Genomic DNA, 24932 nt, shown 5'->3' with positions numbered 1-24932 from the left:
CCATGGCCGCTCCCGCCCTCGAGGTGCCCCGCTCGACCCCCTACCGGCGCTCGGCGTCCCGTCGCTCGAACTACGAGATGTACAGCTGGCTGTTCATGCGGGCCTCCGGCGTCGTGCTCGTGGTGCTCGTCCTCGGGCACCTCTTCGTCAACCTGGTGGTGGGTGACGGCATCACCGGGCTCGACTTCGGCTTCGTCGCCGGCAAGTGGGCCAGCCCCTTCTGGCAGGTCTGGGACCTCGCCATGCTGTGGCTCGCGATGATCCACGGCAGCAACGGCGTGCGGACGATCATCAACGACTACGCCGAGCGCGACACGACCCGCATCGTGCTCAAGACCCTCGTCGCCCTCGCGCTGGTCTTCACCGTCGTCCTGGGCACGCTCGTCATCTTCACCTTCGAGCCGTGCCCCGTCGGCGCCGACGGCGCGCTGCTGCCCGCCGCGGCGAGCTTCTGCCCCGCCTGACGCCCCCGCGCACGCGCGACACGTCCCGGGCCCGCCCCCGACACCAGAGAAGAGCCTCCGCACCGATGAGCACCACCGAGCGCGAGAAGTCCGCCGCGAAGCGCAACGACGAGCCGTTCGACGAGGACGGCGCGCCGCGCGGCAAGGGCGGTGAGCAGGCGTCCGCCGACGACGGTGGGCTGGGGGCGATCCCCACTTTCGACGTGACGCTGCGGGTCCGTCGCTACAACTCCGAGGACGGCGACGACGAGAGCCCCGCCGAGGCGCACTGGCAGGAGTTCACGGTCACGGTCCACGGGACCGACCGTGTCCTCGACGCCCTGCACAAGATCAAGTGGGAGCAGGACGGCTCCCTGACGTTCCGCCGCTCCTGCGCCCACGGCGTCTGCGGGTCGGACGCCATGCGCATCAACGGCGTCAACCGGCTGGCCTGCAAGGTGCTGGTGAAGGACGTCAACCCGGACAAGCCCATCACGGTGGAGCCGATCAAGGGGCTGCCGGTCGAGAAGGACCTCGTCGTGGACATGGACCCCTTCTTCCAGTCCTACCGCGAGGTCATGCCCTTCCTCATCACCTCCGGGCACCAGCCGACGCGCGAGCGCCTGCAGAGCCAGGAGGACCGGGAGCGCTTCGACGACACGACCAAGTGCATCCTCTGCGCCGCCTGCACCTCGTCGTGCCCGGTCTTCTGGACCGACGGCCAGTACTTCGGCCCCGCGGCCATCGTCAACGCCCACCGGTTCATCTTCGACAGCCGGGACGAGGGCGCCGACGTCCGCCTCGAGGTGCTCAACGACCGCGAGGGCGTCTGGCGCTGCCGCACCACCTTCAACTGCACCGAGGCCTGCCCCCGCGGCATCCAGGTGACGAAGGCGATCCACGAGGTCAAGCGCGCCCTGCTGACCCGCTCGGTCTGACCCGCTCGGCGTGACCGGCCCCGCCCCCACGTCCGGCGCGACACGAAGAGGCCCGGTCCCCCCCTGGGGACCGGGCCTGCGTCGCGTCCGGCGCAGGACCGCCGGGACGGAGCCGCGGTCAGCGTCGCCCGCGCACCCCGTCCACGACCGCGCGGGCCGCGCCGGCGGTGAGGTGCACCAGGCTCGCGCCGACGACGCCGAGGACCGCGCCCGCCGCGAGGGTCGTGCGGTCGGTGGTGCGCTGGTCGAAGGCGACGGCCGTGCGCGGCCGCGGCCCGGCGGGGACGTCGAGGTCCTCGCGCACCGCCCCGGGCGGCAGCGTCGCCCCCCGCCGCTCGAGCCGCACGGTGCCGGCGTCCTCGGCCGTCGTCGCGGCCCAGGCGGCGGCCACGAGCGTCACCCTCGACAGGAGGTTGAGCCACACGAGGATCGCGCCGAGCGTCGCGCTGGCCGTCACGACGGGGTTGTTGCCGCCGACGAGCTGGAGCAGCCCGCCGCCGAGCGTCGTGATGAGCGCCAGCGCGACGCCGCCGACGACGGCGCCCTGGCGGACGTCCCGCAGCGGCAGGCGCAGGTCGGACAGCACGCGGAACAGCAGGAGGAAGACGCCTGTGTCGATCGCGGCGACGACGAGGAAGGTCACGAGGGGGAGGCCCGTCGTCGCCACCGGCGACTCGTCCAGGTCGACCAACGACAGGATCGGCGTCGCCGCGGCTCCCACGACGGCGGCGCCGAGGCCCGCGACGAGGACGGCCAGTCCCAGGGTCAGCAGGACGAGCAGGTCGCGGGCCTTCTTCGGCAGGAAGGGCCGCCGGTCCGGCGGCTCGGTGAAGACGGCGCGGATGCCCTCGCGGAGCGCGTCGAGCCAGCCCAGACCGCTGACGAGGGCGACGACGAGGGCCACCGCCCCCGTGATGCTCAGCACGTCGGAGCGCAGCAGGCTCTCGGGGTCCAGGAAGCCGCCCTGGCTGTCCGGTGTGACGAGGAGGTTCGGGACCGCGGCGTTCACCTGGGCGTACACGTCGGTCTGCAGGCCCGAGCTCGAGCCGAAGACGAGACCCAGCACCGTCACGGCGACGACGAGCAGCGACACGAGCGAGAACAGCCCCACGAAGGCGACCCCGCCCGCGAGCACGTTGCCGCGGTTGCCGCTGTAGTGCAGGTAGGCCCGCACGGGCCGCCAGTGCATGACCCGGGCGAGCAGGCCCGGCTGCGCGCCGTCCGCGCCGTCGTCGCTCACCGGGCACCCCCCGTGAGCGCGAACCGGTGGTCGGGCCGCCACACGCCGTCGTCGCCGTGCCGGTACAGCCAGAACGCGTCGACGCCGAAGGCCACCTCGTAGTCGGCGAGCTCGTCGAAGGCGCGGTCGAGCGCCGGCGGCGCGACGTGGTGGGCGACCGTGACGTGCGGGTGGTAGGCGAACTCGACGTCACGCTGCAGGGGCCCGCACCGCACGGCCCGCTCCAGGAGCTCGCACGCCGCGATGCCCTCGGCGACCTGGACGAAGACCACGGGCGAGACGGGGCGGAAGGTGCCGGTGCCGCGCAGCCGCATCGTGAAGGGCGCCGTCCCCCGCGCCGCGCGGTCGAGGTGCTCGAGGACCCCGTCGACGGAGCCCGCCGGCAGCGGTGTCGGCGGCAGCAGCGTGACGTGCGCCGGGACGGCGTCGGCGAGGGGGTCGCCGAAGCTGCGGCGGTGCTGCTGCAGCTCGGCGGCGTGCGGGTCGGGCACCGCGACCGCGACCCCCACCGTGACCGTGCCGTCGGCGACGGGCCCGAGGTCGAGCCCCATCGTCGCGTCGGGCACGTCGCGAGCGCTCACGCGCGCGCCGCCGGGGGCAGCAGGCCGAGGCGGTCGTGGACCCGCGCCAGCACGTCGCCGGCGATGCCGCGCGCCCGCTCCGCGCCGCGCGCGAGCAGCGCGTCCAGCTCGGCGGGGTCGTCCATCAGCTCCAGCGTGCGGGTGCGGACGGGGTCGAGGACGGCGACGACGACCTCGGCGACCTCCTTCTTCAGGTCCCCGTAGCCGCGCCCGGCGAAGCGCTGCTCCAGCTCGGGGATGCCGGTGCCCGACAGCGCGCTGTGGATGTCGAGCAGGTTCGAGACGCCCGGCTTGCCCGCCGGGTCGTGCACCACCTCGCGGCCGGTGTCCGTGACGGCCGACCGGATCTTCTTCGCCACGACGCGCGGCTCGTCGAGGAGGTCGACCAGCCCGGCCGCGCTGGCGGCGCTCTTGCTCATCTTGGCCGTCGGGTCCTGGAGGTCCGACACCCGCGCCGTCGCGGGCGGGATGAAGGCCTGCGGGACGACGAACGTGTCGCCGAACCGGCTGTTGAAGCGGCCGGCCAGGTCGCGGGTCAGCTCCAGGTGCTGGCGCTGGTCGTCGCCGACGGGGACCTGGTCGGTGTCGTAGAGCAGGATGTCCGCCGCCATGAGGACCGGGTAGGTGAACAGCCCGACGGTCGCCTGCTCGGCGCCGGCGCGCACGCTCTTGTCCTTGAACTGCGTCATCCGGCTCGCCTCGCCGAACCCGGTGAGGCAGGAGAGCACCCAGGCGAGCTGGGCGTGCTCGGGGACGTGGCTCTGCACGAAGAGCGAGGCGCGCCCGGGGTCGACACCGGCCGCGAGGTACTGCGCCGCCGTCTGCCGCGTCCGGCGGCGCAGGACGGCCGGGTCGGTCTGCACGGTCAGCGCGTGCAGGTCGACGACGCAGTAGAGCGCGTCGTGCGTCTCCTGCAGCGACACCCACTGCCGCAGGGCGCCGAGGTAGTTGCCGAGGTGGAGCGAGTCCGACGTCGGCTGCATCCCGGACAGGATGCGTGGGCGGCGGGTGCGGTCGACCTGCGCGGACCGGGGCTCGTCGGCCTGCCGGGGGACGGCGCCGGCGACCTCGGTGCCGGCGGCGGGGGGCGGTGCGGGCATGCGCGCCATCATGGCAGCCCCCGTCCGTCGTCGGCCGGGCTCGCCGCCGTCGCCGGGGTGCCGCCGCCGGCCGGGTCCGGCCGCGGCCGCGGCCGCCCCGGCGCCGTCACCCGATCCGGCGACCCGCCCGTGCGGCCGACCACCGCCCCCGCAGACTCGCGGGCATGACCACGACCGCGCAGCCGACGACCGCCGAGACGAGCCCCGCCGCCGACCGCGCCTCCTCGCGCGTCCCCCGCACCGTCGACGTCGTCGTGGTCGGGGGTGGCTCCGCCGCCGAGACGGCCGGTCCCCGCGCCGCCGCGGCCGGCCTGTCCGTCGTCGTCGTCGAGGCCTCGCTCGTCGGCGGCGAGTGCCCGTTCTGGGCGTGCGTGCCGAGCAAGGCGATGCTGCTGGCGGGGCACGCGCACCGGGCCGGCGGGTCGACCGACCACGACGCCGCCTGGTCGTGGGCGCTGCAGCGGCGCCGGGAGGCGACGGCGGGCCTCGACGACAGCGGGAAGGTCCGGGGGCTCGCCGACGCCGGCGTCGAGCTGGTCCGCGGCTGGGCCGAGGTCGAGCGCTCCCCCGGCGGCGGCGGCCTCGTCCGGGTGCGGCGCGGCGCCTCCGGGCCGGACGACGGGCCGGACGACGGGCCGGACGACGGGGCGGGCGAGGTCGAGGAGATCGGCTGGCGCACCCTCGTCGTCGCCACCGGGAGCACCCCGTCGGCGCCCCCGGTCGACGGCCTCGAGGACGTCCCGACGTGGACCAGCGACGAGGCCCTGACCAGCGACCACCGCCCCGCGAGCCTCGTCGTGCTCGGCGGCGGCGCGGTCGGGTGCGAGCTGTCCCAGGTGTACGCCTCCTTCGGGGTCCGGACGACGCTCGTGGAGACCACCCCCCGGCTGCTCGCCTCCGAGCAGCCCTCCGTCGGCGAGGCGGTCGAGCAGGCGCTCGCGGGGTCCGGGGTGGACGTGCGCACCGGCGTCACGGCGAGCCGCGCGCGGACCGGTGGTGACGGCGTCGTCCTGGAGCTCGACGACGGCTCCGAGGTGACCGGCGAGCGCGTCCTGCTCGCGAGCGGCCGCCGACCGCGGCTGGAGTGCGTGCAGACGCAGGGCCTCGACGTCACCGACGCCGGCGCGCTCGCCGTCGACGACCGGTACCGGGTCCTCGCGGACGGGCAGCCGCTCGACGACGTCTACGCCGTCGGCGACGTCAACGGGCGCGCCCCGTACACCCACGGCGCCAACTACCAGGCGCGCGTCGTCGCCGACGCCCTCACCGGGCACCCCCGCGCCGGGGACGAGACCGGGATGCCGCGCGCGGTCTACACCGAGCCGTCGGTCCTGGCCACCGGTCTGACGGCGGAGGGCGCCCGCGACGCCGGCCACGAGGTCGTCGTGGCCGTGCAGGCGAGCCACGACACCGGCCGGGCGCACGTGGAGCGCTACGACGGGCCGGGGACGGTCGAGCTGGTGGTCGACGCCGGGACCGGCGTGCTGCTCGGCGCGTCCGCCGTCGGGCCCGAGGCGGACAGCTGGGGCGGCGAGCTGGTGCTCGCCGTGCGCGCTCGGCTCACCGTCGAGCTGCTCGCCGAGGTGGTGCACCCGTTCCCCGCGTGGGGCGAGCTGCTGCTGCCGGCCGCCGAGAGCGCCCGCGACCAGGTGCGCGAGCGCCGCGGCGAGCTGCCGCGGCCGACGCAGGGGGCCGCCGAGCCGGCGCACGCGGCCGGGTGAGGTGCGGCCGGTACCCGATCGTGACCTGAGGAGGCAGACCCCCTGCGCGCTGCCTCCGAAGCAGCGCGCGGGGGGACCGCACCCCAGGAGGAGACGACCGTGAGCAGCACCGGCAGCAGGACCACCGAGGACCGCCGCACGAGCACCGGGGCGTGGCTCGGGAGAGGAGCCCTCGGCGGCCTCGTCGGGGGGGCCGTCTTCCTCGCCGTCAACAGCGCCTTCGTCACGACCCAGGGCATGCCCTGGCCGGCGCCGTTCCGGACCATCGCCACGCTCGTCCAGGGCCCGCCCCCGACGGAGGCGTCGGTCCCCCTCGGCGTCGTCCTGCACGTCGTCATCAGCATCGCGTTCGGCGTGGTCCTCGCCCTCGCGGCCCGGCCCGTCCGCCGGCGTCCCGCGCTCGTCGCCCTCGGGGGCCTCGTCGCGGGCCTCGTGATCTACCTCGTCGACTTCCAGGTGCTCAGCCGGTCCGTCGACCACCTGTCGGCCTTCCTCGCGGTGACCAACCAGCCGCTCGAGGTGGCCGCCCACCTCGTCTTCGGCGCCGTCGCGGCGCTGTTCCTGCTGGAGCGGTGAGGTCCCCGGGGCGCCGCGCGTCCCGTCAGAGCCCGTAGGAGGCGACGACGGGCGCGTGATCGCTCCAGCGCTCGGCGTAGGTGGACGCCCGGTCCACCTCGCACGAGCGCGCGGCCGCGGCCAGCGCCGGCGTGGCCAGCTGGTAGTCGATGCGCCACCCCGTGTCGCGGTCGAAGGCCTGGCCGCGCCAGGACCACCAGGAGTAGGGGCCGTCCACCTCGCCGGCGAGACGGCGGGCGACGTCTCCCCAGCCGAGGCCGTCGCCGTCCCCCGGCGCGCGCAGCCAGCGGTCGAGGACGGCGCGCTCCTCCGGCAGGAAACCCGCCTTCTTCTGGTTGCCCTTCCAGTTCCTGATGTCCAGCTCGCGGTGGCCGACGTTGAGGTCGCCCGTGACGACGGCGAGGGCCCCGTCGTCCGCAGCGAGCGCCGCCATCCGCGTCGTCATGGCGGCGAGGAAGGCCGTCTTGTCGTCCTGCTTCGGGGTGCCCACCTCGCCGGAGTGCACGTAGGCGCTGACCGCGGTGAGCGTGCGCCCGTCCCCCAGCGCGAGGTCGGCCTCGACCCAGCGACCCGCGGCGGCGAAGCGGCCGTCGGGGTCGGCGTCCCCCAGGTCCGTCCGGACCGCGGTCACCGGGAGACGGCTGGCGACGGCGACGCCGGCGCGCCCCTTGGTGCCCTGCCCCGACGGCTCCACGTGGGCGACGTGCCACCCGCCGACCGGGTCGCCCTGGTCCACGCCGCGCGCCGGCGCCTCCTCCCCCGCCATCTCGGCGAGGACGCCCCGCAGCGTGTCGTCGTCCGCGCGGACCTCCTGCAGGCAGAGGACGTCCACGGCCCTCTTCTCGCCCGTCGGGCCCGCGCCGGTCCGCCCCGCCAGCCAGGCCCCCATGCCGCGCCGGGCCGCGGCGCGGATCCCGTTGACGTTGGCGGTGGCGACGACGAGGGGGTCGACCGGTCGGGGGGCAGCGGAGGCGTCGGGCACGCCGGGATGCTAGGCAGCCGCCCATGCCTCTCGACGACGCGCCCCTCGACGACATGACCCCCGACGCCACCACTGCCGACGCCACCACGACCGCCGCGGGCCCCCGTGGCCGCACCGCCGTCGTCACCGGCGCGAGCAGCGGTATCGGCGCGGCGACGGCCCGCCGGCTGGCCGCCGACGGCTTCGACGTCGTGCTCGCCGCACGCCGCGAGGACCGGATCCGGGCCCTCGCCGAGGAGGTCGGCGGGCGCGCCGTCGTCTGCGACGTCACCGACGACGCCTCCGTCGCGGCCCTGGCCCGGGAGGTCGGCGGGTGCGCCGTCCTCGTCGCCAACGCGGGCGGGGCGGTCGGGATGGACGCCGTCGTCGACGCCGACGTCGAGGACTGGCGGTGGATGTACGACGTCAACGTCCTCGGCACGCTGCGGGTGGTGAAGGCGTTCGTGCCGGCGCTGGTGGCCAGCGGGGACGGGCACGTCGTCGTCATGTCGTCGACCGCCGGGCGCATCGTCTACGAGGGCGGCGGCGGCTACACCGCGGCCAAGCACGGCACGACGGCGCTGGCCGAGACCCTGCGCCTGGAGCTGCTCGGGCAGCCGGTGCGGGTCAGCGAGATCGCGCCGGGCATGGTGGCCACGGAGGAGTTCTCCACCAAGCGCTTCCACGGTGACGCCGAGGCCGCCGCGAAGGTCTACGAGGGCGTCGCCGAGCCGCTCGTGGCCGAGGACGTCGCCGACTGCGTCTCCTTCGTCGTCACCCGCCCGCCCCACGTCGACGTCGACCTGCTCGTCGTCAAGCCCCTCGCCCAGGCCGCCCAGCACCGGGTGCACCGGGAGGGGTGACACCCGGGCGCGGCCGGGACGGTCGAGCGCCACGGAGGTGCGCGAGCCCCACGTCCGCGGCACGCGCCGTCCCGGCGCGTCAGCCGGCCGCGCGCTCCGCGGCCTCGACGACGTTCGCCAGCAGCAGCGCGCGCGTCATGGGGCCGACGCCGCCCGGGTTGGGGGACAGCCACCCGGCGACGTCCTCGACGCCCGGCGCCACGTCGCCGACGAGCGAGGCCTTCCCCGCGGTGTCGACGACGCGGCTCACGCCGACGTCGAGGACCGCGGCCCCGGGCCGCACGTCCTCCGGGAGCACGATCCCCGGCACGCCCGCCGCCGCGACGACGACGTCCGCCCGCCGCAGGTGGGCGGCGAGGTCGCGGGTCCCCGTGTGGCACAGCGTCACCGTGGCGTTGACGTCGCGCCGGGTCAGCAGCAGGCCGATGCTGCGGCCCACGGTCGTCCCCCGGCCGACGACGACGACCTCGGCGCCGTCCAGCGGGACCTCGTGCCGCTGCAGGAGGTCGATGACGCCGCGCGGGGTGCACGGCAGGGGCGAGGTGACCTCCTCGCGGACCCGGAGCACGAGCCGCCCGAGGTTCGTCGGGTGCAGGCCGTCGGCGTCCTTGGCCGGGTCGACGAGCTCGAGCACCCGGTTGGCGTCCATCCCGGCGGGCAGCGGCAGCTGGACGATGAACCCGGTGCACGCCGGGTCGGCGTTCAGCTCGGCGACGCGCGCCTCGACCTCCGCCTGGGCGACGTCACCCGGCAGGTCGACGCGCAGCGACTCGATCCCGACCTCGGCGCAGTCCCGGTGCTTGCCCCGCACGTACGTGGCGCTGCCGGGGTCGTCCCCGACGAGCACCGTCCCGAGGCCCGGGACGACGCCGCGCTCGCGCAGCGCCGAGACCCGCTGCGCGAGGTCGGACTTCACCGCGGCGGCCGCGGCGCGCCCGTCGAGGACGACGGCTCTCCCCCGGTCGGAGGGCGCGCCGGTCACCACTCCTCGAGCCCCGGGTAGAGCGGGAAGCGCTCGGCGAGGTCGGCCACGCGCGCCCGCAGCCCCGGGAGGTCGCACTCGGGCTGCAGCGCCGCGGCGATCACGTCGCCGACCTCGGCGAACTCGGCGTCGTCGAAGCCGCGGGTGGCGAGCGCCGGCGTGCCGATCCGCAGGCCGGAGGTCACCATCGGCGGCCGCGGGTCGAAGGGGACGGCGTTGCGGTTGACGGTGATGCCCGCCTCGTGGAGGCGGTCCTCGGCCTGCTTCCCGTCGAGCTCGCTCTCCCGGAGGTCGGCGAGCACGAGGTGGACGTCCGTGCCGCCGGTGAGGACGTCGACGCCGGCGGAGCGGGCGGCGTCGGTCGTCAGGGCCGCCGCGACGGCCTTCGCACCGCGCAGCGTCCGCTCCTGGCGCTCCCGGAACTCCGGCGTCGCGGCGATCTTGAACGCGACCGCCTTCGCCGCGACGGCGTGCATGAGCGGCCCGCCCTGCTGGCCGGGGAAGACCGCGGAGTCGACCTTCTTCGCGTGCTCGGCCCGGCAGAGGATCACGCCGCTGCGCGGGCCCGCGAGCGTCTTGTGCACCGTCGAGGTGACGACGTCGGCGTGCGGGACGGGCGAGGGGTGCAGGCCCGCGGCGACGAGTCCCGCGAAGTGCGCCATGTCGACCATCAGCAGCGCACCCACCTCGTCGGCCACGGCCCGGAAGGCCGCGAAGTCGAGGTGGCGGGCGTAGGCGGACCAGCCGGCGATGATGAGCCTCGGCCGGCGCTCGAGCGCCGTCTCCCGGACGCGGTCCATGTCGACGAGGTGCGTGCGCTCGTCGACCCCGTAGGTCGCCACGTCGTACAGGCGCCCGGAGAAGTTGATCTTCATGCCGTGCGTGAGGTGCCCGCCGTGGGCGAGCTCGAGGCCCATGATCGTGTCGCCGGGCCGGATGAGGGCGTGCATGACGGCGGCGTTGGCCTGCGCGCCCGCGTGGGGCTGGACGTTGGCGTGCTCGGCGCCGAACAGGGCCTTCGCCCGCTCGCGCGCCAGCTCCTCGGCGACGTCGACGAACTCGCAGCCGCCGTAGTAGCGGCGGCCGGGGTAGCCCTCGGCGTACTTGTTCGTCAGCACCGAGCCCTGCGCCTCGAGCACCGCACGGGGCGCGAAGTTCTCGCTGGCGATCATCTCGAGCGTTCCGCGCTGGCGGCCCAGCTCGCGCTCGAGGACCTCGGCGATCTCCGGGTCGACCTCGGACAGCGGGCGGTCCGTCACGCCGCCGTCGACGGGCGTCCGGGCCGGGGTGCCGGCGCCCCCGCCCGGGGACGAGGGCGGCGGCGGGTCCTCGTGGACCTCGTCGGGGCTGTGGGGCTGGACGGGCTCGACGGTCGTCATCGCGTCTCCTCGTGGCTGGCGGGCACGGGCGGGACTCTCGCAGGCGGCCCAGGCGGACGACCGCTCTGCTCGGCACGCGCTCGGGCGTCCCGCTGCCGCTCCCCGGTGGTGACCACCCTCGCCAGTCGCGGCCGGGCCAGGGTAGCCGGGGCCCGCCGAGGTCGCCCGGTCCTGCCCGGGCCGGGCCACCACGGGCGCGCACTAGCCTGCCCGCCCGTGACCACCGCCCCTCCCGACGACGCCGTCCCCGCCTACGTGCTGGTGCTCACCTGCCCGGACGGGCCCGGGATCGTCCACGCCGTGAGCGGGGTGCTGGCGGGGGCCGGCGGCAACATCACGGAGAGCCAGCAGTACGGCGACCCCGGCACCGGCCGCTTCCACCTGCGCCTGCAGGTGGAGGTCGCGCTGGGGCGCGAGGCGCTGGCCGCCCTCGTCGAGCCCGTCGCCGACCGCTTCGGCATGACGTGGACGCTCGACGTCGTCGGCCGGCCGCTGCGCACGCTCGTCCTCGTCTCACGGGCCGCGCACTGCCTCAACGACCTGCTCTTCCGGCAGCGCTCCGGGCGGCTGCCCGTCGACGTCGTCGGCGTCGTCGGCAACCACCCCGACCTCGCGCCGATGGCCGCGACCTACGGCGTCCCCTTCACGCACCTGCCCGTCGAGCGGGGGCGCAAGGCGGAGGCCGAGGCGCACCTGCTCGACCTCGCCCGCGAGCGGGACGTCGAGCTCGTCGTGCTCGCCCGGTACATGCAGGTGCTGTCCGACGACCTGTGCCGGGCGCTGGCCGGCCGGGCCATCAACATCCACCACTCGTTCCTGCCGAGCTTCAAGGGCGCCCGCCCCTACGCGCAGGCCCACGACCGGGGCGTCAAGCTCATCGGCGCCACGGCGCACTACGTGACGGCCGACCTCGACGAGGGGCCGATCATCGAGCAGGACGTCCAGCGCGTGGACCACGCCTCCACCGAGCGCGACATGGTCGGCATCGGCCAGGACGTCGAGGCCCAGGTGCTCGCGCGCGCCGTCCGCTGGCACGCCGAGCACCGGGTGCTCCTCGACGGGCACCGGACGGTCGTCTTCCGCTGACGACGCACCGGCACCCCGACGGTGTGGACCCAGGACGCGGCTGTCCGCGTCCTGCGTCCACACCTTCGGGTCAGTCGTCGAAGCGCCGCCCGCTCGGGTAGCCCTGGGCGCCGTCGACGACGACGTCGGTGCCGGAGACCCAGGACGCACGCTCGGACAGCAGGAAGGCGACGACCTGGCCGACCTCCTGCGGCGAGCCGAGGCGGCCGAGCGGGAACTCCCGCGCGAGGAAGTCCTCGTAGCGCTCGGGGTTGTTCTCGCGGAAGGTCTCCCAGGAACCGCCGGGGAACAGGATCGACCCCGGGCTCACCGAGTTCACGCGGGTCCCCTGCACGGCGAGCTCGCGCGCCAGCGTCGCCGCGAGGTGCGTCTCCGCCGCCTTCGCCGCGGCGTAGGCCGTCCGGGGGGCCGGTCGCTGCCCCGTGATCGACGACACGACGACCGCCGCACCGCCTCCCGCGGCGGCCAGGTACGGGGACGCCGCCTTCAGCAGCGCGACGGCGTGCCCCACGTTGAGCGCGTACGTGTCGACGAACTCCTGCGGTGTCCCCGTCAGCAGGTTCCCGCCGCCGACGGTGCCACCGGCGTTCGCGACGACGCGCGACAGCCCGCCGAGATCGGCTGCGGCGGCGTCCACCTCGGCGGCGAGGGCGGCGAGGTCGGTGACGTCGACCGCCGCCGTCCGCACCCGCGTGCCGTGCCGCCCGACCTGCTCCGCCGCCGTCGCGAGGCCGTCGGCGCCGCGCGCCACGAGCGCCACGTCGGCGCCCTCGGCCGCGAGCGCGTCGGCGATCGCCAGCCCCAGCCCGCGGCTCGCGCCGGTCACGAGCGCCTGCGTCCCCGCCAGTCCCAGGTCCATGCCCCGACCCTAGGAGCCCCTCCCCCGCGCTCCTTCGCCGCACGTCGACGACATGACGTCGTCCCGGGGCCCTTCTCACGGCACGACGCCGTCGACGTGCCGGAGAGGACGACGCGCAGGAGGAGACGGACGAACGCGACGGGGACGGGGGGGGGGGGGGGGGGAAGGGGGGGGGGGGGGAGCAGGATTCTTTTGTTTTTTTTCCCCCCTTCCCCCCCCCCCCCCCCCCGGCCCCGTCGTCGTGCGCCGCGGGTCAGCCCTGGGGCTGCTCCGCCGTGGCGATGCGCTGGATCTCGCTCGGCGCGAGGACGTGGTCGTAGACGTGCACCTCGTCGAGCGCCCCGTCCCAGAAGTCCACCGGGTTCCCGTCGAAGAGTCCACGTCCGACCACCGTCGGCCCGGCGGTGCGGTCACCGGCCCCGGCCGCCGTCTCGCCGGCGAGCTGTCCGTCGACGTAGATCCGCAGCTGGCCGGCGTAGACGTCGCGCACCCCGGTGAGGTGGTACCAGCGCCCGAGCTCCGGGGACCCGACGTCCGCGGCCACCGCGCGCCGGCCGACGAAGCTGAACGCGAAGGCGTCGTCCTCGTTCGAGTACTGGAGGAAGAACGCGCTGGCGCTCGTGCCGTCCTGGCTCACGGCCGTCTTGAACCCGTCCTTGCTGTCCATCCGGACCCAGGCGGAGACGCTGTAGCCGTAGTCCGTGTCGACCACGGGCTCGTCCGTCTCGCCCCACTGGGACCCGTCGACCTCGACCGCGGAGCCGGGCCGGCCGTCCGTCCACGACACCCCGGCGGGGAAGTCGAGGTCCGCGCCGTCGACGGCGTCCGCGGCGACGTCCCCGGACCCCTCGTCCATCGGCCAGTACCCGGTCCCCTGCAGCGCCGGCGGCAGCGCCTCGCGGTTGTCGGCCGCCCGGTAGATGCGCTCGTGCACCGCGCGCAGCTGCGCCGGGTCGACCTTCTCCACCTGCCGGTCGTAGGTCCACAGGCCGTTGAGCTCGGTCTCCACGTCGGTGATCTGCGTGTAGATCGACCCGGCGAGGGTGCCGCGGGCCCCCTGCGCGACCTTCTCCTGGTTGTCGACGTAGGCGGCGTTCAGCGCCGCCTCGTCCGCGACGGCGCCGTAGGGGTTGAGGGAGCCGCCGGGCCAGGTGTGCCCCTCGACCGGCAGCGTGAGGCCGCCGTGCTCGCCGTCGATCGGGGCGCGCTCGCCGTCCGGCGTCGGGAACGCCGGTCCCTGGTACTGGTGCCAGTCGATGACGTCGCCGGCGCCGCTGTCGCCCTTGCTGAGGCAGCAGTTGACCCCGCTCGCCGCGTTCACGACGCGGCTCGGGTCCTGCTCGGCGACGTCCCCGGCGATGCGCGCGGTCGCCTCCCGGCTCCACTCGCCCCAGCCCTCGTTGAAGGGGATCCAGCCGATGATCGACGTCACCGAGTCGTGCTGGTCGACCATCCGGTGCAGCTCGTCCTCGAACTTCTCGTGGTCGCTCTCCGGCAGGCTGTCGTCGATCCGGGTGGACGGCATGTCCTGCCAGACCATCATCCCGAGGCGGTCGGCCCAGTAGTACCAGCGCGCCGGCTCCACCTTGATGTGCTTGCGGATGGTGTTGAAGCCGTACTTCTTCGTCTGCTCGATGTCGAAGCGCAGCGCCTCGTCGGTCGGCGCGGTGTAGATGCCGTCCGGCCAGTAGCCCTGGTCCAGCGTCGACTGCAGGAAGACGGGCTCGCCGTTGAGGAGGAACCGCTGGTCGCCGTCCACCTCGCCGACCTCGATCGACCGCATGCCGGCGTAGCTCGTGACGGTGTCGACGCCCCGGCCGTCCCGCAGGGTGACGGTCATGTCGTAGAGGAAGGGGTCGTCCGGGCTCCACAGCCGCGGGTCCTCCACGGGCAGCACGAGCTCCGCCCCCGGGGTACCGCTCGCCCGCGCGACCTCCTCGCCGTCCTCGCCGGTGACGACGGCCTCGACGGTCGCCAGCCGGGACGCCCCCTCGGCGCCGACGGTCATGCGGAACGCCGACGCGTCGAGGTCGGGCGTCACGTCGAGCTCCGTCACGGCCGACGTGGACGGGACGGGCTCCATCCAGACGGTCTGCCAGATGCCCGAGGACGCGGTGTAGAAGATCCCGCCCGGGTCCTCCCGCTGCTTGCCGACCGGGATGCCCGCGGCGTCCGTCGGGTCGACGGCCTTGACGATGAGCTCCTGCGGGCCGCGGCCCGGGCGCAGCGCGTCGGTGACGTCGACGCTGAAGGCGTCGTAGCCGCCCGTGTGCTCGGCGACCTGCTGCCCGTTGACCCAGACGGTGGCCGCCCAGTCGACGGCGCCGAAGTTGAGGCGCAGGTCCTGGCGCGTGCCGACCCGCCAGTCCCGCGGCACCGTGAAGGTGCGGCGGTAGACCATCGAGTCGACCTCCTCGTCCTGGACGCCGGACAGCGCGGACTCGACCGGGTACGGCACGATGATCCGGTCGTCGAGGGCGGCGCCGGGGGTGGGCGTCTCGTCCTCGCCGATCTCCTCGAACTGCCACTCCCCGTTGAGGTTCTGCCACTGCTCGCGCGCCAGCGCCGGGCGCGGGTACTCGGGCAGGGCGTTGTCGGCGCTGACCTCGTCGGTCCAGGGCGTCGACAGCGGCGGCTCCAGCGGCTCCACCGCCGAGGGCGCGGCCTGGGAGGCGGGCGCCGCCACGGTGAGGGAGGCGGCGAGCGCGGCGCCCGCGACGACGGCGGCGCTGCGCCGGCTGCGGGACCGCGGCGCGGCGGGCAGCCCCGCCCGCGCCTGCGGGGTCGGTCGTGGTCGTCGGAGGGTCACGGGGCGGCTCCTGCGTCGTCGGAGGGCGTCGGGTCGGGCTCCGGTCGTGAGGACGAGGTGGTCCCGACCGGTCGCGCCCGTGCACAAGCGGACACGACAGACGATTGGTACGCGTCCGCCACCGGCGGCGTCAAGGGTCGGTCCCGGCCGACGCCCCTGCGGTGCGTACCCGCTCCACGGCGGCCCCGGGGCCCGTAGGGTCCGCGCCGTGTTCGCCGACGAGCGCCGACAGGCCATCCTGGGGCTCGTCCACTCCGGCGGCCCGGTGAGCCTGCGCGAGCTCGCCCGCCGGGTGGGCAGCTCCGAGGTCACCGTGCGCCGCGACCTGCGCCTGCTGGCCGACCAGGGCCTCGTGGACCGCCGGCACGGCGGGGCGGCCCCGCCGGGCGGCCTCGGGCGGGAGGCGCCCTACGCCGAGAAGGCCGACGTCGCGGCGGACGAGAAGGCCGCCATGGCCGAGGTCGCGCTCTCCCTCGTGGACTCCGGCGACGCCGTCACCATCGGTGCCGGCACGACGACGCAGGCGCTCGCCCGCCGCCTCGCGACCTGCGCGGACCTGACGGTCATGACGAACTCCCTGCTCGTGGCGCAGGCCCTCGCGGGGGCCCGGGGCGTCGAGGTCGTCCTCACCGGCGGCTCGCTGCGGGGGCCGATCCTCGGGCTCGTCGGCACGGCCGCCGAGGCGTCGCTGGTCGACGTGCGCACCCGCCGGGCGTTCCTGTCCGGCAACGGGCTCACCGGCGAGCGCGGGCTCTCCACGCCCAGCGCCGCGGTGGCGGGCGTCGACCGGGCGATGGTCGCCTCCGCGGCCGAGCTCGTCGTCCTCGCCGACTCGACGAAGATCGGGGTCGACACGATGACGCTCACGGCCACGACCGAGGAGATCGACCACCTCGTGACGACCACCCGGGCGCCCGCCGAGCAGGTGGAGCGCCTGCGCGAGCTCGGCGTCCAGGTGCACCTCGCCGAGGTCCCGCCCCGCGCGGAGGACGCCCCACCCCGTTGACCGGAGGCACCGTCCACGGACGACCGGATGTGATCGTCCCGTGATCGCCCGAGGGTGCCGACTCCTTGACCCCGGGCCGGAGGAGGGACAGGATCGGACCGATCGGACAGATGCCCGCGGCACGCACGGACGCGTCGAGCGGAGCCGCAGGACCTGCGCCCGGTCCTGACCGGTCGGGTGCCCGTACCCCGACGACGCCTCACGTGGACGACGCGGCACCCGACGACGCCTCACCCGGACGACACAGCGACGACGCAGGCCTGACGACGACGCAGGTCCTCTCGAAGGAGCACGGACGATGACGACCCACCTCTCGGCGAGCAGCGACCCGACCGCGACCGACGGCCCTCCTCGCACCCACGGGCGGGGGCGCCGGCGGCGCTCCTCCCTGCTCGTGGCGACGGCCGCCCTCGGCCTCGCCCTCGCCGGCTGCGCGAACTCCGAGACCCCTTCGGGCAGCACGGACGCGGGCAGCGCCGGCGGGGGGCCGGCCGCCGAGGCGGTGACGCCCACCGCGTCGGGCGCCGGCGGGGAGACCTGCTCGATCGCCGACTACGGCGCCGAGGAGATGGACCTCTCGGAGACGGTCGTCGGCTTCTCGCAGTCCGAGCCCGAGTCCGCGCCCTTCCGCGTCGCGGAGACCCAGTCGATCCGCGACGCCGCCGCGGAGGCCGGCGTGGAGGACCTGCTGACGACCAACGCCAACAACCAGCTCTCCAAGCAGGTCTCCGACATCCAGGACATGCTCGCCCAGGGCGCGGAGCTCCTGATCGTCGCACCCCTCAACTCCGACGGGCTGGAGCCGGCGCTCGCCCAGGCCCGGGACCAGGGCGTGCCCGTCATCACGATCGACCGGAAGCTCAACGCGGAGCCGTGCGTCGACTACGTCACCTTCCTCGGGTCGGACTTCTACGACCAGGGTGTCCGTGCCGCCGAGGCGATGATCGACACGACGGGCGGTGAGGGGCAGGTCGCCATCCTGCTCGGCACGTCCGGGAACAACGTGACGACCGGTCGCACCGACGGCTTCGTCGAGACCCTCCAGGAGCAGGCGCCCGACCTCGAGGTCGTGGCCCAGCAGACCGGCGAGTTCTCCCGCTCGACGGGCCAGCAGGTGATGGAGCAGCTGCTGCAGGCGAACCCCGGCATCACGGCCGTCTACGCGGAGAACGACGAGATGGGCCTCGGCGCCCTGACCGCCATCCAGGCGGCGGGCAAGGACCCGGGCCAGGACGTCAAGATCGTCTCGATCGACGGCACCCGCAACGCCGTCCAGGCGATCGTCGACGGCGACTACAACGCGGTCATCGAGTCGAACCCGCGCTTCGGCCCGCTCGCCTTCTCCACCGCCGAGCAGTTCCTGTCCGGCGAGCCGGTCCCCGTCGACATCGTCATCGAGGACGGGGAGTACGACGAGTCCAACGCCGCCGACCGCATCGGCGACGCCTTCTAGGCGCCGAGGACTCGGACGGGCCGGGCGGCGTGCGCCGCCCGGCCCGAGCAGGGGCGCCGCCCCGGGCCCCGTGCCCAGCGGTCGAGCGCGAGCTGGAGGACGCATGAGCAGCACAGGCAGCACGACCGCNGGGCGGCGTGCGCCGCCCGCCCCGAGCAGGGGCGCCGCCCCGGGCCCCGTGCCCAGCGGTCGAGCGCGAGCTGGAGGACGCATGAGCAGCACAGGCAGCACGACCGCGGGCCGTCGCGCGGCCCCGCCGCACCGGGGCGAGGAGCCCGGGTCCCGGGGGGAGCCCGGCGAGCCCGTCCTCGAGGTGCGGGGCGTCGTCAAGGAGTTCCCCGGGGCCCGGGCCCTGGACGACGTCGACTTCACGCTGCGCCGGGGTGAGGTGCACGCGCTGGTCGGGGAGAACGGCGCCGGCAAGTCGACGCTGATCAAGGTGCTCACGGGGGTGCACCGCGCCGACGAGGGCGAGGTGCGCTACCGCGGGGAGCGGGTCCGCTTCACGAAGCCGTCCGAGGCCCAGGACGCCGGCATCAGCACGATCTACCAGGAGGTCAACCTCGTCGGCCTCCAGAGCGTCGCGCGCAACGTCTTCCTCGGTCGCGAGCCACGCACGCGGCTGGGGCTCGTCGACTTCCGACGGATGAACCGGGACGCCGGGGCGCTGCTCGCCGACCTGGGCGTCCCGGTCGACCCGACGAGGCCCCTGCGCACGCTGGGGCTGGGCACGCAGCAGATGGTGGCGCTGGCGCGCGCCGTCTCCACCGACGCCCAGGTCCTCGTCATGGACGAGCCGACGAGCTCCCTCGAGCCGCGCGAGGTGGAGGTCCTCTTCGCGACGATGGACCGCCTGCACGCGAGCGGCGTCGCCATCGTCTACGTGAGCCACCGGATGGACGAGCTGTACCGGGTCTGCGACCGCGTGACCGTGATGCGGGACGGGCGCGTGGTGCACACCGGCGAGCTCGCCGGGCTCGAGCGGCTCGAGCTCGTCCGGCTCATGCTCGGGCGGTCGGTCGACGCCCGCACCGAGCGCTCGCGGGACGACGGGCAGACCTCGTCGGACGAGGCCCCCGTCCTCGAGGTGGACGGCCTGCGCAGCGGGACGTCGGTGCGCGACGTCACCTTCTCCGTGGCGCCGGGCGAGGTCGTGGGGCTCGGCGGCCTCCTGGGCGCGGGCCGCACGGAGACGGTGAAGGCCGTGGCGGGGGCGCTGCCCGTCGACGACGGGCAGGTCCGGGTGCGCGGGAGCCGCCTGCGCCCGGGCCGGCCGGCGGGCTCGCTCCGGGCCGGCGTCGCCATGCTCGCCGAGGACCGCAAGACGGAGGGCATCGTCCCCGGGCTGTCCGTGCGCGAGAACATCGTCCTCGCCGCGCTGCCGCGGCTGTCCCCCGGCGGGCTCGTGTCGCGGGCGAGGCAGGACGCCGTCGTCGAGACGTTCGTGCGGCGGCTGCGGATCAAGGTGTCCTCACCGGAGCAACCCGTCTCCGAGCTGAGCGGCGGCAACCAGCAGAAGGTGCTGCTCGCCCGCTGGCTGGCGACGCACCCGACCGTGCTGCTGCTCGACGAGCCGACGCGCGGGATCGACGTCGGCGCGAAGGCCGAGGTGCAGGGCCTGGTGGACGAGCTGGCGGCCGAGGGTCTCGGCGTCGTCCTCATCTCCAGCGAGCTCGACGAGCTCGTACGCGGCGCCGACCGCGTGGTCGTGCTGCGCGAGGGCGCCGTCGCGGGCGAGCTGACGGGCGCGCTCGTGCGCGAGGACGAGCTGATGTCCGTCATCGCGGGCGCGGCCGACCGGGACGGTGCCCGTGCCTGCGCCGGCGCGCCCGACGGACCCGCCGGCGGAGGCACGAGCACCGGCCCGACGACGAGCAGGACCACGGGAGGAGCGCGGTGAGCGAGCGCAGGACACCGGCGGCCGCGACGGCTGCACGGCCGCCGGCGACGGACGACGGGGAGGCGGGGACCCGGCGCGACCGCGCCGGTTCCACCGGCCCGGGCCGTCGCAGCCGGCCGCGCCTGCGGCCGGGGTGGTTCCAGGACTACGGCGTCTACGCGGCGATCGTCCTCGTGCTGGTCGTCGCGCTCGTGACCACGCCCGGCTTCGTGTCGCTGGGCGGTCTGCGCACGCAGCTGATCCAGGTGGTGCCCGTCCTGGTCGTGTCCCTGGGGATGGCGCTCGTCATCGGCACGGAGGGGATCGACCTCTCGGTCGGGTCGGTCATGGCGGTCTCCGCCGCCGTCCTGCCGCTGTACCTCGGCTACGGCGCGGTCGGCGGTCTGCTGGCCGTGGTCGTCGTCGGCGTCGTGACCGGGTCCGTCGCCGGGTCCCTCGTCGCCTTCGTCCGCGTCCAGCCCATCGTCGCGACGCTCGCGCTCCTCGTCGGCCTGCGCGGGCTCGCGACGGTGGTCGGCGGCGGCCGCCAGACGCAGATCATCAACCCGACGGTGCTCCAGCTCGGCCGGGGGGAGGTGCTCGGCGTCCCGTACGTCGTCGTCGTGGCCGCCGTCCTCGTCGTCGTCGTCGCCCTCGTCGTGCAGCGGACCACCTTCGGCCGCCAGCTCGTCGCCATCGGGGGAAACCGGACGGCCAGCCGGCTCGCCGGCCTGCCCGTGCGGCGCGTGCTCGTCACCGTCTACGTCGTCTCGGGGGTGCTCGCGGCGGTGGCCGGGCTGCTCGCGACGGCACGGCTCGGGGCGAGCACGCCCAACACCCTCGGGGAGCTCCTGGAGCTCAGCGCCATCACCGCCGTCGTCATCGGCGGCACGCCGCTGTCGGGCGGCCGGGTACGGGTGCTCGGCACCGTCGCGGGCGCACTGCTCGTGCAGCTCATCACGGCGCTGCTCATCTCGAACGACCTCAGCTACGCGACGGCGCAGATGGTGCAGGCCGGCATCATCGTCGCCGCCGTCTGGATCCAGCTCGGCCGCAGGAGGGCCTCGTGAGCGCAGCGACCACCACGGCGACCGCGGGCACGGGCACCCGCCGCGGACGGACGGCCGGACGGTTCGCCGAGGTGGCCCAGCGGCGGGGCTCGGTCGTCGTGCTCGTGCTCGTCGTCGTGGTCGCGAGCGTCGTCTTCGACGACTTCGCCTCGCTCCGCAACGCCGAGAACATCGCCGTGCAGAGCTCCTTCCTGGCCGTCATCGCGCTCGGGATGACGTTCGTCATCATCACGGGGGGCATCGACCTGTCGGTGGGCTCGGTCTTCGCCCTCGGCGGTGTGGTGACCGCCTGGGCCTCGCAGTACGGCACGCTCGCGGCGCTCGGCGTGCCGCTGGCGCTGTGCGGCGGCATCGGCCTCGTCAACGGGCTGCTCGTCACCCGCGTGCGGATGGCGCCCTTCATCGTCACGCTGGCCTCGCTGCTCTTCGCCCGCGGCCTCCTGCTCGCGCTGTCCGACGGCGGCCAGACGACGTACCTGGTCCCGGACGGCACCGCGCTGACCGTGCTGGGCCGGGGCAGCGTGCTCGGGCTGCCGTGGCCGGTGGTCGTGGTCGTCGGCCTCTACGCGCTCGGTGCGCTGGTGCTGCAGCGCACCGGCTACGGGCAGACGGTCCTCGCCGTCGGCGGTGGCGAGGACGCCTCCCGCCTGATGGGGCTGGCCGTCGACCGCACGAAGCTCCTCGCCTACACGTCCTCGGGGCTGCTCGCAGGTTTCGCCGGGACGATGTCGACGGCCCGCTCGGGCGCGGGCGTGACGATCGTCGGGGTGGGCCTGGAGCTCACGGCCATCTCGGCCGTCGTCATCGGCGGGACCCTCCTGACCGGCGGCGCGGGCTCGACCGGCGGCACGCTCGCCGGCGTCGTCCTGCTCGGCGTCATCGCCAACATCATCAACCAGGTCGGCAGCCTCGACTCCTCCTACCAGCTCGTCGTCAACGGCGCCTTCCTCGTCGCCGTCGTCGTCGTCCAGACCCTGCTGGCGCGGCGTCAGAGCCCGTAGCGACCCCGTCGGCCGCGACGCCGCGGTCCCGGCGGCCCGCGGCTCCCGCCCGGCTACCGTCCGGGGGGTGACCGCCGCGGAGCCCGGAGCCACCACGGTCCTGCGCGGCCTGCTCGACGCGACGGGCGGCTGGTGGTCCTCGGCGCGGGTCCGGGTCGTGCGCGGCGGCGGCGTCGTCCCGGAGGGCGCCGCCCGGCTGCTGCTGCGTCGTCCGCTCATGGGCGTGCCGGCGGGCGTCCGGGTCGAGGACGCCGCGGGGCGGGTGGTCGCCCGGGCGCTCGCCGACGCTCTGGACGAGCACGACGCGCTGCGCGTCCTGCTCGACCCGCTGGCGCTGGCCACCGGCCTGCCCCCCGTCGCCGGGGCGCTGCCCTCGCGGGCGCGGCGGGACGCGGTGGCGGCCCTGCGGCTCTGCGAGGTCCGGGAAGTCGTGGTCGACGGCACGCCCGCCGTGCAGGGCGACGTCGCCGGGCTCGGCCCGCCGCAGCGGGGCCGCCGCACCGCCGGCCCCACGTCCGTGGTCCTCGACCGGGGCAGCGGTCTGCCGCTGGAGGTCGGCCCCCGGGGCGGTTCCCCCGCCCTCGTCCTGCGCGTCGAGGAGCTCGACCTCCGGCTGGAGGACGACGTCTTCGCCGGGTGAGCCCGCGGGAGGCGGTGCGGCGCGCCGCCGCCGCACCGGGCGCGCGTGTGCTCCCCTCTCCCCATGACCGACACGTCCGCCCGCGCGGAGCAGCAGGACCACGAGGCCGAGGGCGGGGGCGGCCACACCGGCTCGACCACGGCGATCCTCGCCGCGCTCGCGGCGAACCTCGGCATCGCGGTGACGAAGTTCCTCGCCTACCTCCTCACGGCGTCGTCGGCGATGCTCGCTGAGTCCGTGCACTCCCTCGCGGACTCCGGCAACCAGGTGCTGCTGCTCGTCGGCGGCAAGCAGTCCCGGCGCAGCGCGACGCCGGAGCACCCCTTCGGGTTCGGGCGCGAGCGCTACGTCTACGGCTTCGTCGTCGCCGTCGTGCTGTTCACGCTGGGCGGGCTCTTCGCGCTCTTCGAGGCCTACGAGAAGTTCCAGGAGCCCGAGCCGATCACCGCCTGGCGCTGGGTCCCCGTCGTCGTCCTGGTCGTCGCCTTCGTCATGGAGGGGCTGAGCCTGCGGACGGCGGTGCACGAGGCGCACGAGGCGCGCGGGGACCAGAGCCTGCCGCGCTTCGTGCGCACGGCGCGGGCGCCCGAGCTGCCCGTCGTGCTGCTGGAGGACAGCGCCGCGCTGCTGGGCATCGTCTTCGCGCTGGTCGGCGTGGGCCTGACACTCCTCACCGGGGACGGGCGCTGGGACGCCGCGGGCACCGCGGCCATCGGGCTGCTGCTGACGGCCGTCGCCGTCGTGCTCGCCGTGGAGATGAAGTCGCTCCTGGTCGGCGAGGGCGCCCGCCCGTCCCAGGTGCGGGCGATCGAGGCGGCGCTGCCCGGGGACGGCGTCACCGGCGTCATCCACCTGCGCACGCTGCACCTCGGTCCCGAGGAGCTGCTCGTCGGCGCCAAGATCGCCGTCCCCGGGGCGAGCACGGCCGACGACGTGGCCCACGCCATCGACGCGGCCGAGCGCCGGGTCCGGGCCGCCGTGCCGATCGCCCGCGTCATCTACCTCGAGCCGGACCTGCCGCGGGCACCTCAGGGCGGTCCGGACGGGGAGCCGGACGGGGAGGGCGAGCGGTAGGTGCGACGAAGGGCCCGCCACCGTGGTCGGTGGCGGGCCCTTCGTCGAGCGGTCTCAGGCCAGGCGTGCCGAGAGGTTCTCGTCCAGGGCGGCGAGGAACTCCTCGGTGGACAGCCACTCCTGCTCCGGGCCGACGAGCATCGCGAGGTCCTTCGTCATCTTGCCGCTCTCGACGGTCTTCACGACGACGTCCTCGAGCGTCTCGGCGAACTCGGTGACCGCCGGCGTGCCGTCCAGGCGCCCACGGTGCGCCAGCCCGCGGGTCCAGGCGTAGATCGACGCGATGGGGTTCGTCGAGGTCTGCTTCCCCTGCTGGTGCTGGCGGAAGTGACGGGTCACGGTGCCGTGCGCCGCCTCGGCCTCGACGGTGCGCCCGTCCGGCGAGGTGAGCACCGACGTCATGAGCCCGAGCGAGCCGAAGCCCTGGGCCACGGTGTCGGACTGGACGTCGCCGTCGTAGTTCTTGCACGCCCAGACGTAGCCGCCCTCCCACTTCAGCGACGCCGCGACCATGTCGTCGATGAGGCGGTGCTCGTAGGTGATGCCGGCGGCGGCGAACTTCTCGGCGAACTCGGCCTCGAAGACCTCGGCGAAGATGTCCTTGAAGCGCCCGTCGTAGGCCTTCATGATCGTGTTCTTCGTCGACAGGTACACGGGGTACCCGCGGTCCAGGCCGTAGTTCATCGAGCTGCGGGCGAAGTCGCGGATGGACTCGTCGAGGTTGTACATGGCCACCGCGACGCCCGGCCCGGGGGACCTGAAGACCTCGTGCTCGATGGGCTCGGAGCCGTCGGCGGGCTGGAAGGAGACCGTCAGCGTCCCCTCCCCCGGGAAGCGGAAGTCGGTGGCGCGGTACTGGTCCCCGAAGGCGTGGCGGCCGACGATGATCGGCTTGGTCCAGCCCGGCACGAGGCGCGGGATGTTCGAGATGACGATGGGCTCACGGAAGATGACCCCGCCGAGGATGTTGCGGATCGTCCCGTTCGGGGAGCGCCACATCTTCTTGAGGCCGAACTCCTCGACCCTCGCCTCGTCCGGCGTGATCGTCGCGCACTTGACGCCGACGCCGTGCTTCGCGATGGCGTGCGCCGCGTCGACCGTGACCTGGTCGTCGGTCGCGTCGCGGTGCTCCATCCCCAGGTCGTAGTACTCGAGGTCGACGTCGAGGTACGGGTGGATCAGGCGGTCCTTGATGAACTGCCAGATGATCCGGGTCATCTCGTCGCCGTCGAGCTCGACGACGGTCCCCTCGACCTTGATCTTGGGCATGC

General features: G+C 75.0%; 22 protein-coding genes. 13 read left to right on the top strand and 9 right to left on the bottom strand.

Annotation, left to right across the window (positions count from 1 at the left end; genetic code table 11):
• Nucleotides 1-2: 2 nt before the first annotated feature.
• Complete coding sequence (gene sdhD, locus WDZ17_RS04000; RefSeq protein WP_339573833.1) at nt 3-464, top strand: succinate dehydrogenase, hydrophobic membrane anchor protein; 462 nt, start codon at nt 3-5, stop codon at nt 462-464.
• Between the two features lie 65 nt (nt 465-529).
• A complete protein-coding gene (locus tag WDZ17_RS03995) occupies nt 530-1381 on the top strand; it encodes a succinate dehydrogenase iron-sulfur subunit (protein WP_339573832.1) in 852 nt (283 codons plus the stop codon).
• Between the two features lie 118 nt (nt 1382-1499).
• On the opposite strand, the gene WDZ17_RS03990 is transcribed toward WDZ17_RS03995, so the two are convergent.
• Genes WDZ17_RS03990 through trpS form a run of 3 tightly spaced genes read right to left on the bottom strand, consistent with a single transcriptional unit; the run spans nt 1500 to nt 4302 of the window.
• The gene (locus WDZ17_RS03990; protein ID WP_339573831.1) at nt 1500-2621 is read right to left on the bottom strand and encodes a YihY/virulence factor BrkB family protein; all 1122 of its coding nucleotides are present in this window, start codon (nt 2619-2621) and stop codon (nt 1500-1502) included.
• Nucleotides 2618-3202: a 2'-5' RNA ligase family protein gene (locus WDZ17_RS03985; protein WP_339573830.1), complete on the bottom strand. Its 585-nt coding sequence runs from the start codon at nt 3200-3202 to the stop codon at nt 2618-2620. The genes WDZ17_RS03990 and WDZ17_RS03985 overlap by 4 nt, the downstream gene beginning before the upstream one ends.
• Nucleotides 3199-4302 (bottom strand): tryptophan--tRNA ligase, encoded by a 1104-nt coding sequence (gene trpS / locus WDZ17_RS03980; RefSeq protein WP_339573829.1) that lies wholly within the window; start codon nt 4300-4302, stop codon nt 3199-3201. Before trpS ends, WDZ17_RS03985 begins: the two co-directional genes overlap by 4 nt.
• Before the next feature lie 164 nt (nt 4303-4466).
• Here trpS and WDZ17_RS03975 point away from each other — a divergent pair, with 164 nt between their 5' ends.
• Both WDZ17_RS03975 and WDZ17_RS03970 read left to right on the top strand, forming a co-directional pair.
• A complete protein-coding gene (locus WDZ17_RS03975; protein WP_339573828.1) occupies nt 4467-6023 on the top strand; it encodes a dihydrolipoyl dehydrogenase family protein in 1557 nt (518 codons plus the stop codon).
• Between the two features lie 99 nt (nt 6024-6122).
• Nucleotides 6123-6599, top strand: coding sequence for a hypothetical protein (locus tag WDZ17_RS03970; protein WP_339573827.1), 477 nt, complete (start codon nt 6123-6125; stop codon nt 6597-6599).
• A 25-nt stretch (nt 6600-6624) separates the two neighbouring features.
• Here WDZ17_RS03970 and WDZ17_RS03965 read toward each other — a convergent pair whose 3' ends face one another.
• Nucleotides 6625-7581, bottom strand: a complete 957-nt coding sequence (locus tag WDZ17_RS03965; RefSeq protein WP_339573826.1) for an exodeoxyribonuclease III — start codon at nt 7579-7581, stop codon at nt 6625-6627.
• 53 nt (nt 7582-7634) lie between these two features.
• On the opposite strand from WDZ17_RS03965, the gene WDZ17_RS03960 reads away from it, so the two are divergent.
• The gene (locus WDZ17_RS03960) at nt 7635-8423 is read left to right on the top strand and encodes an SDR family oxidoreductase (RefSeq protein WP_422631815.1); all 789 of its coding nucleotides are present in this window, start codon (nt 7635-7637) and stop codon (nt 8421-8423) included.
• 79 nt (nt 8424-8502) lie between these two features.
• Here WDZ17_RS03960 and WDZ17_RS03955 read toward each other — a convergent pair whose 3' ends face one another.
• The gene (locus tag WDZ17_RS03955) at nt 8503-9405 is read right to left on the bottom strand and encodes a bifunctional methylenetetrahydrofolate dehydrogenase/methenyltetrahydrofolate cyclohydrolase (RefSeq protein ID WP_339573824.1); all 903 of its coding nucleotides are present in this window, start codon (nt 9403-9405) and stop codon (nt 8503-8505) included.
• Nucleotides 9402-10784, bottom strand: a complete 1383-nt coding sequence (glyA, locus tag WDZ17_RS03950; RefSeq protein WP_339573823.1) for a serine hydroxymethyltransferase — start codon at nt 10782-10784, stop codon at nt 9402-9404. Before glyA ends, WDZ17_RS03955 begins: the two co-directional genes overlap by 4 nt.
• A gap of 216 nt (nt 10785-11000) precedes the next feature.
• Here glyA and purU point away from each other — a divergent pair, with 216 nt between their 5' ends.
• Nucleotides 11001-11870 (top strand): formyltetrahydrofolate deformylase, encoded by an 870-nt coding sequence (purU, locus tag WDZ17_RS03945; RefSeq protein WP_339573822.1) that lies wholly within the window; start codon nt 11001-11003, stop codon nt 11868-11870.
• A 70-nt stretch (nt 11871-11940) separates the two neighbouring features.
• Here purU and WDZ17_RS03940 read toward each other — a convergent pair whose 3' ends face one another.
• Both WDZ17_RS03940 and WDZ17_RS03935 read right to left on the bottom strand, forming a co-directional pair.
• Complete coding sequence (locus WDZ17_RS03940) at nt 11941-12729, bottom strand: SDR family NAD(P)-dependent oxidoreductase (protein WP_339573821.1); 789 nt, start codon at nt 12727-12729, stop codon at nt 11941-11943.
• Nucleotides 12730-12982: 253 nt separating this feature from the next.
• The gene (locus tag WDZ17_RS03935) at nt 12983-15538 is read right to left on the bottom strand and encodes a LamG-like jellyroll fold domain-containing protein (RefSeq protein WP_339573820.1); all 2556 of its coding nucleotides are present in this window, start codon (nt 15536-15538) and stop codon (nt 12983-12985) included.
• A 208-nt stretch (nt 15539-15746) separates the two neighbouring features.
• On the opposite strand from WDZ17_RS03935, the gene WDZ17_RS03930 reads away from it, so the two are divergent.
• The 7 genes from WDZ17_RS03930 (at nt 15747) to WDZ17_RS03900 (ending at nt 23661) form a co-directional block, all read left to right on the top strand.
• Nucleotides 15747-16544: a DeoR/GlpR family DNA-binding transcription regulator gene (locus WDZ17_RS03930; RefSeq protein ID WP_339573819.1), complete on the top strand. Its 798-nt coding sequence runs from the start codon at nt 15747-15749 to the stop codon at nt 16542-16544.
• Nucleotides 16545-16842: 298 nt separating this feature from the next.
• Nucleotides 16843-17997 (top strand): ABC transporter substrate-binding protein, encoded by a 1155-nt coding sequence (locus tag WDZ17_RS03925; RefSeq protein WP_339573818.1) that lies wholly within the window; start codon nt 16843-16845, stop codon nt 17995-17997.
• Nucleotides 17998-18208: 211 nt separating this feature from the next.
• Nucleotides 18209-19897 (top strand): sugar ABC transporter ATP-binding protein, encoded by a 1689-nt coding sequence (locus tag WDZ17_RS03920; protein WP_339573817.1) that lies wholly within the window; start codon nt 18209-18211, stop codon nt 19895-19897.
• Between the two features lie 122 nt (nt 19898-20019).
• On the top strand, nt 20020-20946 hold the full coding sequence (locus WDZ17_RS03915) for an ABC transporter permease (protein WP_422631814.1): 927 nt from the start codon (nt 20020-20022) through the stop codon (nt 20944-20946).
• A complete protein-coding gene (locus tag WDZ17_RS03910; protein ID WP_339573815.1) occupies nt 20943-21947 on the top strand; it encodes an ABC transporter permease in 1005 nt (334 codons plus the stop codon). Before WDZ17_RS03915 ends, WDZ17_RS03910 begins: the two co-directional genes overlap by 4 nt.
• A 67-nt stretch (nt 21948-22014) precedes the next feature.
• Nucleotides 22015-22587 carry a hypothetical protein gene (locus WDZ17_RS03905; RefSeq protein ID WP_339573814.1) on the top strand — a complete coding sequence of 191 codons (573 nt, stop codon included), beginning with the start codon at nt 22015-22017 and terminating at the stop codon, nt 22585-22587.
• Nucleotides 22588-22650: 63 nt separating this feature from the next.
• Nucleotides 22651-23661: a cation diffusion facilitator family transporter gene (locus tag WDZ17_RS03900; RefSeq protein WP_339573813.1), complete on the top strand. Its 1011-nt coding sequence runs from the start codon at nt 22651-22653 to the stop codon at nt 23659-23661.
• 54 nt (nt 23662-23715) lie between these two features.
• On the opposite strand, the gene WDZ17_RS03895 is transcribed toward WDZ17_RS03900, so the two are convergent.
• Entirely contained in the window at nt 23716-24930 is a 1215-nt protein-coding gene (locus WDZ17_RS03895; protein ID WP_339573812.1) for an NADP-dependent isocitrate dehydrogenase, read from the bottom strand.
• Nucleotides 24931-24932: the final 2 nt, after the last annotated feature.

Source organism: Pseudokineococcus basanitobsidens (assembly GCF_037482545.1).
Taxonomy (GTDB): domain Bacteria; phylum Actinomycetota; class Actinomycetes; order Actinomycetales; family Quadrisphaeraceae; genus Pseudokineococcus; species Pseudokineococcus basanitobsidens.
The sequence above is the reverse complement of the archived record's forward strand: the minus strand, read 5'-3'. Positions and strand labels throughout refer to the sequence as shown.